This window comes from Tamlana sp. s12, from assembly GCF_016767215.1.
Lineage (GTDB): Bacteria > Bacteroidota > Bacteroidia > Flavobacteriales > Flavobacteriaceae > Pseudotamlana > Pseudotamlana agarivorans.
This window is the reverse complement of the sequence record NZ_CP068547.1, coordinates 1,168,275-1,179,870: the sequence shown is the minus strand read 5'-3', so window position 1 is coordinate 1,179,870 and position 11,596 is coordinate 1,168,275. Positions and strand designations below refer to the sequence as shown.

Below are 11,596 nucleotides of genomic sequence, written 5' to 3'. Positions count from 1 at the left end.
GCACCTAGTTATTCACCAAAGCTTCTATTCAAACAACTTGCATTCAGGATGATTTTAACCTCCAAAAACGGTAACTAAAATCTGAATAACGATTCCAACTCCTAATCCCCATAAAGCAGCATGACAAGCGGCTTTGGATTTATTAGGGCTATCACTTTTATGCACAAAATAAAGTATAGCTCCAACTATTGGCATTAAAAATGAAATGATTTTTAAAAAAATGTTTAACTCATCTTTTGAATTGTTTTGATCTGTCATAATGTTGAATTTAATTGATAAATGTTAGTATTTGGTTTCCTATATAAATCCCAATAATTGAAACTAGAGACATACTCCCTACTCCGCTAATCACTCCAGTTACAAAGCGTCTTTTGTTATTACTCATAATATCAAAATAGGCTTGAAGCGCTCCATCTAAATACGTTGGAATCACCATCAATATCGACCAGAGTAAAGGAATTTTAAAAACACCAAAAACCAAAAAAGGAAACACGCAATAGCCTAAATGTATCCCTGTACATCTTGCACAAATAGGAAACTGTCGTCCTTTATAGAAGAAAGAACGTTCAGGTTTCTGGTGGCAAAAGGTAAAGTGTAAATGCGATCTATTAGAGTCTACCATAAATGATTTCGATGTCCTGTTAAAAGTAAACAGCGCTTTTAAAAGTAGGTAATTAATTCCCTTTAAACAAACCAGAATATTTATTTATAATGTAGTTTATGAAAAACAAATAAACTTATCTTTAACGAATGCTTACAAACACGAGCCTTTTAAAAACGTATAAAATCCCAATCCTACTAGTAGTTTCCTGCTTCATATGCTACTGGGCTTTTGCTTATCGTCTCATACGTACCGATTACATCAAACTCATTTCACTTTATACTGCACTTTTCTTTTTATTTTATAAGCTGATGCAAATGCTGAAGCATAACGAAAAAGCCTTAATCTATTTGGCCTTCGGATGTAGAGCCGTTTTTATTTTAGCGCTCCCTAATTTATCACAAGATTTCTATCGTTTTATTTGGGATGGCCGATTGATTTTAGAAGGTTACAATCCGTATCTTAATACGGTAGATTTTTTTATGAAGCAGGCCGAATTCCCCATTGCTGAAGCATTAGAGCTTCGAAAAGGTATGGGCGAATTGAATGCTAGCCATTTCTCGAATTACCCACCTTTAAACCAACTGTGTTTTGCCATAGCAGCACTCTTTTCAAGCAAAAGTATTTTGGGGTCTGTTGTGGTGTTACGTCTTATTATTATTGCGGCAGATTTAGGCACTCTTTACTTCGGAAAAAAAATATTACTTAAATTACAAAAACCCACCTATCTTATATTTTGGTATGTATTAAATCCGTTTATCATCATTGAACTTACTGGAAATTTACATTTTGAAGGGGTGATGATTTTCTTTTTAATTTGGAGTTTATACTTGTTATTAAGTCAAAAATGGATGTGGGCAGCTGTGGTTTTTTCATTATCCATTTCAGTGAAATTAATGCCACTACTTTTTCTGCCTTTATTTTTCCAATGGTTTTTAAAAGGTGATTTTGAAAAGAAACATCATAATCTAGAATCTTCCAAGAACCCAGATTACCAGAGAACTTCAAGAAGTAAAAACATAGTAAAACTGCTGTGTTTTTATAGTATTATAGGCCTATGCACCATGTTATTATTCCTGCCTTTTTATAATAGTCAATTTATCAATAATTACGCGACCACAGTGGCACTGTGGTTTCAAAAATTTGAATTCAACGCCAGTTTATATTATATCGCTAGAGCGATAGGTTATACCTTTCGAGGCTATAACGAAATTGCTTTTATAGGAAAAACCATAGCGATACTTGTTTTTGCAGTTGTTATGGGCATGGCTTTATTCAGAAAAAACAAAACTTCAGTACAACTTATTACTGCCATGCTTTTCGCGCTTTCCTTTTATTATTTTACAGCCACTACTGTGCACCCTTGGTATGTCGCAACATTACTTATACTCTCGGTTTTCACAAAATATAAATTCCCATCGGTATGGAGTTTTGTTATTATTTTAAGCTATTTGGCTTATGTAAACGTTAATCAATCTGATAAATCGGAGAACTTATGGATCATTTCCTTAGAATACCTTGTAGTGTACGGTTTTTTTATTTGGGAAGTTTTCCTAAAATCAAACAAAAAGCCCGCCGTATAATGGGCGAGCTTTCTTCTTAACTAATAAAATAATTATAAGTCTATCGACTTATGACAATACGTTTTGTAATGACTTCCTCTTCGGCTGTAGTTACCTGTAATAAGTATAAACCATTGGAAAGCTCACGAACATCCAAAGCCCCGTTATAGCCCTTTTGCTGTAAAACTACGGCACCGGTAATACTATAAACTTGTATTTTTTGGATGGTTTCACTGGTTGAAATATTCAACACATCGGAAGCTGGATTTGGATAAAACACAAACTGACTCGACTTTTCGGTAGAGGCACTTTGTTTAGAATCTTCATTTTGTTTTGATGTCGCTCCAGAACTTAAAATGATTTTATCTAAATTCCATTGCCATGCATTACTACCACTAGCCACAATTTTCAACGTATGTGATCCTGGCTGTAAACTTACAGTTGAAGCAGTGTTTAAGGTTTGATAATCATCCCAAGCACCATTATTAGAAACCGCATTGGTAGCCATTAAAGTATTATTCACATAAGCAGAAATCTGCGCTTGATTAACGGGTGTCGATATCAAATACTGAATGTTATATACTCCCGAATTTTGTACAGAAAAACTATAAACCGCTTCATCATTTGAATTCACATAGTTAATGCCAACACTAGATTGGTTAACCCCGTAAGGCACAAAGCCATCATTATAAGTTCCTGTGGTACTTGTAAAGTTTTCAGCTTCAATAATGATATTACCTGGTGTTGTACCTCCAGATACCGATTTGGTTAATGTTATTTTATCTAAATTCCACTGCCAGGCATTGGAACCACTAGCTACAATTTTTATGGTATGCGCTCCCGCACTCAAATACACTTGATGCCCTGAATTTAAGTTTTGATAAGCATCCCACTGACCGTTATTTACAACATTAGTTGCGCCAACAAGCACATTATCGGCATAAAAACTAATAGCAGCATTAGCCACTGGAGTTGAAATCGCATAAGATATCTCATAGTTTCCAGCTTCAGACACTTGAATATTATATGTAGCACTGTCATTGCTATTCACATAATTAATTTTTGTTGTTCCGGCATTCACGCCATAAGGCACGAAACCATCATTATAAGTCCCTGTCGTACTTGCGAAATTTTCAGCTTCAATAACAATCGTATCGTCGTTACCCGAATTTGAATTATCTGTAACGGTAACACTACTCGTATCAGTGTAACCACCATCGGTAGTGGTTGCCGTAATTACAGCATTTCCAATGGAAACGGCTGTTACCACACCACTTTGATTGACGGTAGCTACCGCTGTGTTACTAGAAGAAAAAGTCATCGTTTTAATGGTTGCTGTACTAGGAGTAACAGCTCCAGTTAAGTTGGCTGTAGCACCTTGTTCGATACTTAAAGTAGCAGGGCTCAAAGTTACTCCGGTCACCGCCACATCAGCGTTTCCCGAATTCACAGGTTTATAAACACGAACCCAATCAACTTTCATGGTGTTTTTAGTCGGATCGTTTAAATCACTTGCAGAAGGTGTAGAACCCGCCAACCAACTTTGTGATTCCATATTGATGATAATATCCATCTCTTTGGTAAAACCTCTAGCTTCAACCGTTACCCCGTTTCCGTCAAGGTCTTGATCATCGCCACCTTGAAACCAAGCAGGATCAATAACATTAAAACCATTAGACGCATTTGAAGCCTCTTGAAGTTTTTCAAAACTATAGGCTGCGGTTGTGGCATGCACCGTTACATCGGTGTAACCCGAACCATTATTTGTAGGCAAATTGTAACCGTTAACATTCCAATTCATAGAGTTAAAGTAGGTATATTGCCATGTACCATTGTAGTTGGTTGCAATAGCATTATAGTACATCACCCTTACCAACTCACCATCTATGTAATATTCAAAATGCTTAGGCCCTATCCAATTTACGCCCATACGCATATAACGACGATCTCCATTGTTCCAGCACCAATCGCCCCATCCATAACTGGTATTTACACGACTATCTGGATACCACGAATTCGTGTCCCTTGGTTGATAGTCGGTAAAAGGACTACGTACAAAAGAGTGATGACTAATATGCGTGAGATGTTTATAACCGTTTACGCCTCCGTAGTTTTCAATAATATCTATTTCTTCGGTATCATCAGGGCTAAGTAACCAAAAGCATGAAGCCAATGAAATATTTGCCACACTAATGGCCGATTCTACATAAACCGGATATTTCACTTTGCTATTTGAAGTCACACAGCCTGAGGCCACACCGTAATTACCACCCTTATGATTTTCGGCAGTGTACCCTACATTTATAACCAAATCACTACCATCAACGGTAACATTTTGGTTTTTCCAATAGGTATAACCTGGTCCATCCCAAGCATTATGGTAAAAATTGTACCACTTATTACCTGAACCGAAGTTAGACCATGAAGCGGAATTAAAATTATAATTGAAGTCGTCGGAAACCTGTTCTTGTAGTTCCCACACTTTCGCATCACCTGCGTTAGCTGGAATTGGGATTCCTGCCCAATCTTGAGCATGCATACCCATAGTACCAAGTAGAACCGTTAGCATCCAAATAAGTTGGTTGTTTCTTTTTTTTACATGATTGCTGCCCTTTTTTCGGACAGCAAAATCATGTACAGTTGCTGTTTTAATCATAATTAATTCAATTTTAGTTGTTTAAACGTTGGTTTTGTTGCCAATTTATAAGTTTTGTTAACTAAAATTTTACGGTTTTACAGCATGTTCAGTTTATGTACAGTTTATTTAGATCAAAACTATCAATTAAGAAAAAACGTACAGTTGTTTACTTCACTGAACAATAGAAAAGTAGCATTCTTGATAAAGACTTTTTACATAGTAGCCGTTTTAGGTGAGGATTTTTGTAATAAACATATCAATCACTTCAATAACAATTAGAATGATGATAATCCATTCCAAACGGCTACTTTCGTTGTGATCCATGATGTCTTTAAACAGCTCTAAATTTTCTTTTATAATTTCAATGCGATCGTGTATGATACGATACCGGTCCTTTAAGTCGAAAACACGCTTTAGACCTAAGTCTAATTTGTTAAGCTGTGCATTTTCCCAGGTAATTTCGGGAGCATCGAAAATGTACAAATTCTCAGAGATTTTGTTTTTGATGTTTAAGATCTTCCCAATAAAACGCTTCAGTTGATTTCCTGAAATATTAAGCTTTCCATTTTTTTCAAGGAATAAAGTATGCTGATTGGTTTCAATAATAAGTTCTTCGGTTATTTCCGAATAACGGCTTAAAGCCACCGACTGCGACGTATTAAGCAGTACCAATCGAATCATTTCCTCGTCCAGTTCTGGTAAAATAACATGATCGAACTGTACTTTTAAGGTGTCAGATTCAACGCGTATTTCGAGAGATTCTGAAAGCTTTTCAGAAAAATAGTGATCGCAAAATTTACGGATATTGTTTAAGGCATCATCAATTTCAGTGGTGGTCAGGTTAAAAAAACTTACCATGCCAGATTGAAAAATATAGATGAATTTATGGTTAGAACTTTTAAAATAAATTTCATCGCTATCTTGAAACAGGAGCTGCCACGGCAACTCCTGCTTACAGTTTTTTATATGGATAGCACGAGCTACTTGGTAAGCAACTACAGAGTACATGCTGTATTAATTAAAAACTTTTAAAGTGGCTTTAAACTTTCGATACGATAAAAAATATCGTCGCCATCTTCATCTTCAACGAAGGTGATTTTAAAGTCTTTATCGATAAGACTTTTATCGTTTTTTAAGTCGAATTGTTTTAAAACGCGAGGGTGAACATCTTCAAAAGCAAGTTCCTCGCCATTTTCAAACCAAAAATTATAGTAACCGTTTTTGTAAGATTTAAAAGCGGCAATTCTCATAGCACTAAATGTTGTTAATTGTTATTCGTTTTCGTCGTCATCACCTTCGATCTCTGGCTCTTGTACAGCTTCAGGATCGTTATTATCGAAATCTTCGTAGTCATCTTCATCATAATTCTCCATAGTAATCGCAAGTTTAGTACTTACTTTTACCAAGTATTTGGTATCATGAGTCGTCACTTCTACAGCTTCGATAATTTCGTTGTGCTGATTTCTAAAAGATATAATCTGATCATCGTCATAGCCATCAGGGTAGCGTTCTACCAATAAGGATAGTATCTCAGGCGTTAACTTTTTAAAATCAACAATGACACGTTTTAAATTATCATTTCTATTTTTCATTCTTATTAAGTAAAATGTTGTTTGTAATAGGTTTAAATATACTATTTATCGCTTTTAATTCGAATAACATCGTAAAAATCTTTTCTTCTATCTTTTAAATTTTTTACTGCTCCAAAAGAATGAAGTTCTCTCAATAAACTTAAGTCGACATCGGCAACCAAAATCATTTCAGTATTTGTGGTGGCTTCAGCCTTTATTCCGTTACTTGGAAACGAAAAATCGCATGGTGTAAATACAGCCGACTGTGCATATTGAATGTCCATATTATTCACATTAGGCAAGTTACCAACACTTCCCGAAATGGCCACATAACATTCGTTCTCAACAGCACGCGCTTGCGCACATAAACGTACACGAGAATAGCCGTTTTGCGTATCGGTTAAAAAAGGAATGAATAGAATATCCATACCTTCATCGGCCAATAAGCGCGACAACTCCGGAAACTCAGAATCGTAACAAATTAGGATGCCTATTTTACCACAATCGGTTTCAAAAGTTTGCAATTTATTTCCGCATTGCATCCCCCAAACTTTAGCTTCATCGGGCGTCACATGAATTTTTTCATAACGCTCCAAACTCCCATCTCTTCTACACAAATAACCTACGTTATATAGCTTATCATTTACCACTTCGGGCATAGACCCTGAAATGATATTGATATTGTAAGAAATAGAAAGCTGTTTCAGTTTATTAACGATAGTTTCGGTGAACTTTGCAAGTTCTCGAATAGCATCTGGTTCGTGCATGTGGTTGAACTCCGCCATTAAAGGGGCGTTGAAAAACTCAGGAAACACTGCAAAATCTGAACGATATGCAGCAACGCTATCGATGAAATACTCTGCCTGCTCCATTAAATCGTCCAAGCCTTTATACGGACGCATTTGCCACTGAATTAAACCCAATCGCACTACGGTTTTTACGGTGCTCGCTTTCTTGCTCGGTTTTTCATAATAGATATTATCCCACTCCATTAAAACCGCATACTCGTTGGATGCGGTATCGCCTTCTAAATAATTTTTTAAAACACGAACGGGGTGAAAATCGTTAGAAATCTGAAAATTTAAAACAGGATCGTGAATTTCTTTGCGCTTTACTTTCTCAATATATTGCTTTGGCGTGAGCTCCTTATGCTTATAGTAATTAGGCATACGCCCGCCAAATACTATACTTTTTAAGTTTAAATTCTCGCAAACTTCTTTTCTATAATCGTAAAGACGACGCCCTAGACGCAACCCGCGATATTGTGGTTTTATAAACACATCAATACCATAAAGCACATCGCCTTCGGCATTATGATTTTTAAACGATTCGCCACTAATAATATCTTCATAGGTGTGCTCATCTTCAATGGAATCGTAATCTACAATAAGGGATAAGGCGCAACCTGCAATATCACCATCAACTTTAATAACCACCTGCCCCTCTGGGAACATGGTGGTTAAAGCTTTAATATGTTTTTTTTTCCAATACGACGTAAGCACCCCTGCATACGACTCTAAAGTCGCAGCTTTTAGTTCTTTAAAATCATCGACCGTAAGGTACTTAAGCTCTATATTTTCAATACTGTTCGTATCCATGTCTTACTGACCTAATAAATAGGCGAAAATAAGTGGCGCTACGATGGTAGCATCACTCTCGATAATGAATTTTGGCGTATCGATATCCAATTTCCCCCAAGTGATTTTTTCGTTAGGCACAGCTCCAGAATACGACCCGTAACTTGTAGTAGAATCACTAATTTGGCAGAAATAGCTCCAGAAAGGTGTATCGGTACGTTCCATATCTTGGTATAACATCGGTACGACACAAATAGGGAAATCGCCAGCAATACCTCCTCCAATTTGGAAGAAACCAATACCTTTTTCAGAATTATCAGTGTACCAATCGGCTAAAAAGGTCATATATTCAATTCCAGATTTCATGGTGCTTGCTTTCAACTCGCCTTTTAACACGTAGCTTGCAAAAATATTCCCCATAGTACTATCTTCCCAACCTGGGCAAACAATAGGTAGGTTTTTTTCCGCGGCAGCGTACATCCAAGAATCCTTTAAATCGATCTCATAATACTGCTCTAAAACGCCAGACAATAGCATTTTATACATGTATTCATGTGGTAAATAACGTTCACCTTTAGCTTCAGCTTCTTTCCAAATATCAACAATATGCGCTTGTAAACGACGAAACGCTTCCTCTTCAGGAATACAAGTATCGGTTACACGGTTTAGACCTTTTTCTAATAAGTCCCACTCTTCTTGTGGCGTTAAATCGCGGTAGTTAGGCACACGTTTATAGTGCGAGTGCGCTACCAAATTCATGATATCTTCCTCAAGGTTGGCACCAGTACAAGAAATAATTTGCACTTTATCTTGACGAATCATTTCGGCAAAACTTTTACCCAATTCGGCAGTACTCATAGCACCAGCAAGCGACACTAACATTTTAGCGCCAGATTCCAGTTGTGCTTCATAGCCTTTAGCAGCATCAACTAAGGCAGCCGCATTAAAGTGTAAATAATGTTTTTCTATAAATTGTGAAATTGGTCCTTTAGTACTCATCGTTATCGCTGAATTTTGAAACGTTATTTTTTTGTTTTGAATTATCGAAGGCATTATCATACTCATCATCAACACCTTCGTCCATAAATTTATAGCTTAACATTTTATAATACAATTTTGCAGCTAAGAAATCTGATGATTTTTCTTTTTTGTTAGGGCATAGTTCCACAATATCGAAACCTACCACATTCTTTTCGGCAAAAACCTGTTTTAAGAAATCTAAAGCTTCGTACCATAATAATCCGCCTGGCTCTGGAGTTCCTGTGCTTGGCATAATCGATGGATCGAAAGCATCTAAATCGAAAGTAATAAACACGTTATCGGTCATTTGATCGATTGCCGAATCCATCCAAGTATCATCCATAGCCATTTCATGAGCGAAATAGGTTTTCTCTTCGTCCATCACAGTTTTCTCCATGATATCCATTGAGCGAATGCCCACCTGAATTAAGTTGGTCGTTTGGCTCGCTTCGTACACCGCACAAGCATGGTTACAACTTGTACCTTCGTAGCTTTTACGTAAATCGGCATGCGCATCAATATGCAACACTGTTAAACTTGGGTACATATCGTTAAAGGCACGAATGGTTCCTATAGAAATCGAGTGTTCACCACCAAAAATGGTAACGAATTTATTCTTTTTAATGTATTTTTTAGTGGTTTTATGCACAGCATCTACCATGGCTTCTGGCGACTCGTTTTCGGTAACAGGATCGGCCAAAAATACACCTTGTTGGTATACTTCTGTTCCCGTTTCGATATCGTAAAGCTCCATGTTTTCAGAAGCATCTAAAAAAGCTTTTGGCCCTTTATCAGCCCCTTTTTGCCAAGTGCTGGTACCATCGTAAGGCACAGGAATTAAAACGATTTTTGCATTTTCTAATTTCCCAAATTCTTCTGGAATTCCAGCGTAGGTTTTATTGCTCATAACCTAAAATTTTAAGTAAGTCTTCACTTTTTTGTTGTTCACTAAATAATTTTGTTGTGATGTTTCCATCGGCATCTCTATCGATTAAAACATGTTTTGGCGATGGTATCAAGCAATGCTGCAATCCTCCAAAACCACCAATAGTTTCTTGGTAAGCGCCCGTGTTAAAAAACCCGATATACAAGGGTTTATCTTTGTTATATTTTGGCATATAAATCGCGTTCATATGCTGCTCACTGTTGTAATAATCGTCGCTATCGCAAGTTAAACCTCCTAATAGAACACGCTCGTAAGTATCTTGCCAACGGTTTACAGCCAATAATATAAAACGTTTATTTATGGCCCAAGTATCTGGTAAGGTTGTGATAAATGACGAGTTAATCATGTTCCACTTTTCACGATCGTTCTGTTGTTTTTGGTAAAGCACTTCGTAAATCGCGCCACCACTTTCCCCTACGGTAAAGCTTCCAAACTCAGTGAATATATTAGGCACTTCAACACCTTCTTCTTCACAAGTTAATTGAATCTGATTGATAATTTCATCAACCATGTATTCGTAATCAAAATCGAAAGCCAACGAGTTTTTAATAGGGAAACCACCTCCAATATTTAAACTATCCAACGACGGACAAATCTTTTTCAAGCTGGTATAAACCTTCAAACACTTTAAAAGTTCGTTCCAGTAGTAAGCCGTATCGCGAATACCGGTATTAATAAAAAAGTGTAACATTTTAAGTTCAACCTTTTTATTGTTAGCGATCTGATTTTTATAGAAAGGTACAATATTCTTATAACCAATCCCTAACCTTGAGGTATAGAACTCAAATTTAGGCTCTTCCTCCGACGCGATACGAATACCCACATTAAATTTGCCTTCAATCTCTTGAGAAAGTAAATCGATTTCCTCGTAATTATCAATAATCGGAATCGCATTTTTATGGCCGTTATTAATCAATCGCGCGATGTTAGTAATGTATTGCGCACGTTTAAAACCGTTACTAATAACAAAGGTGTCGTCGGTAATTTTACCTTCGGCCTTTAGGCTTTCAACAATATCAATATCGAAAGCCGAAGAGGTTTCAATATGAATATCATTTTTTAAAGCGGTATCTAAAACGTGTTTAAAATGTGAGCTTTTTGTACAATAGCAGTAATTGTATTTCCCTTTATAATTGTGCTTTTCAATCGCTTCAGCAAACCACTTTTTCGCCTTATTAATATTATTAGAAATTTGTGGCAAGTAAGTGAATTTTAACGGCGCACCATATTCCTTAGTAAGGGCCATTAAATCGATATCATGAAAATGCAACTGTCCTTTATCAACCTTAAATTCTTCTTGTGGAAAATCGTAAGTCTGATTTATTAAATCAATATATTTTGTATTCAATTTGTTTATTTTTAAAAAGTTAAAGATGTAATCTGTAGATTAACTACACGTTAATTTAATAAAAAACAAACAATATCAAATTTGAATTTCCTTTTCGGTAGTAGGCACAAAGCCGTATTCATGCTGAATCGCATATATGGGAGATACGGAAGTTAGCTTTAAAATTCGGTCGCTTAATCTGTAAGCTGCTTTTGAATATGACTTCCTAATTTTCAAAAGCCCGAACATAGAAACATTGTTCAATTTGTTCAGCTAAATAGAGTGCAAATGAAAAACAAAAAATCGAATTACAAACTTTTTTTAAGTTTTTTTTTGAAAATTTTAATTCACCTC

At 36.2% G+C, this 11,596-nt stretch carries 11 protein-coding genes; 1 reads left to right on the top strand and 10 read right to left on the bottom strand.

The annotated features are described in order from the left end of the window. Window positions 1–54: 54 nt before the first annotated feature. Window positions 55–258, bottom strand: coding sequence for a hypothetical protein (locus JJL45_RS04930; protein WP_068602800.1), 204 nt, complete (start codon window positions 256–258; stop codon window positions 55–57). 10 nt (window positions 259–268) lie between these two features. Further along, window positions 269–622 (bottom strand): DUF2085 domain-containing protein, encoded by a 354-nt coding sequence (locus JJL45_RS04925; RefSeq protein ID WP_202664334.1) that lies wholly within the window; start codon window positions 620–622, stop codon window positions 269–271. A gap of 128 nt (window positions 623–750) precedes the next feature. Here JJL45_RS04925 and JJL45_RS04920 point away from each other — a divergent pair, with 128 nt between their 5' ends. Further along, the gene (locus JJL45_RS04920; RefSeq protein ID WP_202664333.1) at window positions 751–2,184 is read left to right on the top strand and encodes a mannosyltransferase; all 1,434 of its coding nucleotides are present in this window, start codon (window positions 751–753) and stop codon (window positions 2,182–2,184) included. Window positions 2,185–2,224: 40 nt separating this feature from the next. Here the strand turns inward: JJL45_RS04920 and JJL45_RS04915 are convergent, their stop codons facing one another. The 8 genes from JJL45_RS04915 to JJL45_RS04880 form a co-directional block, all read right to left on the bottom strand. Continuing rightward, a complete protein-coding gene (locus tag JJL45_RS04915; RefSeq protein ID WP_202664332.1) occupies window positions 2,225–4,819 on the bottom strand; it encodes a carbohydrate-binding protein in 2,595 nt (864 codons plus the stop codon). Window positions 4,820–5,029: 210 nt separating this feature from the next. Next, window positions 5,030–5,809: an RMD1 family protein gene (locus tag JJL45_RS04910; RefSeq protein WP_202664331.1), complete on the bottom strand. Its 780-nt coding sequence runs from the start codon at window positions 5,807–5,809 to the stop codon at window positions 5,030–5,032. Between the two features lie 20 nt (window positions 5,810–5,829). After that, window positions 5,830–6,051 carry a hypothetical protein gene (locus JJL45_RS04905; protein ID WP_067147184.1) on the bottom strand — a complete coding sequence of 74 codons (222 nt, stop codon included), beginning with the start codon at window positions 6,049–6,051 and terminating at the stop codon, window positions 5,830–5,832. 21 nt (window positions 6,052–6,072) lie between these two features. Continuing rightward, the gene (locus JJL45_RS04900) at window positions 6,073–6,393 is read right to left on the bottom strand and encodes a hypothetical protein (protein WP_067147183.1); all 321 of its coding nucleotides are present in this window, start codon (window positions 6,391–6,393) and stop codon (window positions 6,073–6,075) included. A gap of 41 nt (window positions 6,394–6,434) precedes the next feature. After that, on the bottom strand, window positions 6,435–7,970 hold the full coding sequence (locus JJL45_RS04895) for a bifunctional GNAT family N-acetyltransferase/carbon-nitrogen hydrolase family protein (protein WP_068602805.1): 1,536 nt from the start codon (window positions 7,968–7,970) through the stop codon (window positions 6,435–6,437). Between the two features lie 3 nt (window positions 7,971–7,973). Continuing rightward, complete coding sequence (locus tag JJL45_RS04890; RefSeq protein ID WP_067147181.1) at window positions 7,974–8,948, bottom strand: deoxyhypusine synthase family protein; 975 nt, start codon at window positions 8,946–8,948, stop codon at window positions 7,974–7,976. Next, a complete protein-coding gene (speB, locus tag JJL45_RS04885; RefSeq protein ID WP_202664330.1) occupies window positions 8,938–9,876 on the bottom strand; it encodes an agmatinase in 939 nt (312 codons plus the stop codon). Before speB ends, JJL45_RS04890 begins: the two co-directional genes overlap by 11 nt. After that, window positions 9,866–11,263 (bottom strand): arginine decarboxylase, encoded by a 1,398-nt coding sequence (locus tag JJL45_RS04880; protein ID WP_202664329.1) that lies wholly within the window; start codon window positions 11,261–11,263, stop codon window positions 9,866–9,868. Before JJL45_RS04880 ends, speB begins: the two co-directional genes overlap by 11 nt. Window positions 11,264–11,596: the final 333 nt, after the last annotated feature.

What these genes read in the sequence shown, in the direction of transcription:
- JJL45_RS04930 (WP_068602800.1), bottom strand. Translation starts at nt 258, where the DNA reads ATGACAGATCAAAACAATTCAAAAGATGAGTTAAACATTTTTTTAAAA.
- JJL45_RS04925 (WP_202664334.1), bottom strand. Translation starts at nt 622, where the DNA reads ATGGTAGACTCTAATAGATCGCATTTACACTTTACCTTTTGCCACCAG.
- JJL45_RS04920 (WP_202664333.1), top strand. Translation starts at nt 751, where the DNA reads ATGCTTACAAACACGAGCCTTTTAAAAACGTATAAAATCCCAATCCTA.
- JJL45_RS04915 (WP_202664332.1), bottom strand. Translation starts at nt 4,819, where the DNA reads ATGATTAAAACAGCAACTGTACATGATTTTGCTGTCCGAAAAAAGGGC.
- JJL45_RS04910 (WP_202664331.1), bottom strand. Translation starts at nt 5,809, where the DNA reads ATGTACTCTGTAGTTGCTTACCAAGTAGCTCGTGCTATCCATATAAAA.
- JJL45_RS04905 (WP_067147184.1), bottom strand. Translation starts at nt 6,051, where the DNA reads ATGAGAATTGCCGCTTTTAAATCTTACAAAAACGGTTACTATAATTTT.
- JJL45_RS04900 (WP_067147183.1), bottom strand. Translation starts at nt 6,393, where the DNA reads ATGAAAAATAGAAATGATAATTTAAAACGTGTCATTGTTGATTTTAAA.
- JJL45_RS04895 (WP_068602805.1), bottom strand. Translation starts at nt 7,970, where the DNA reads ATGGATACGAACAGTATTGAAAATATAGAGCTTAAGTACCTTACGGTC.
- JJL45_RS04890 (WP_067147181.1), bottom strand. Translation starts at nt 8,948, where the DNA reads ATGAGTACTAAAGGACCAATTTCACAATTTATAGAAAAACATTATTTA.
- speB (WP_202664330.1), bottom strand. Translation starts at nt 9,876, where the DNA reads ATGAGCAATAAAACCTACGCTGGAATTCCAGAAGAATTTGGGAAATTA.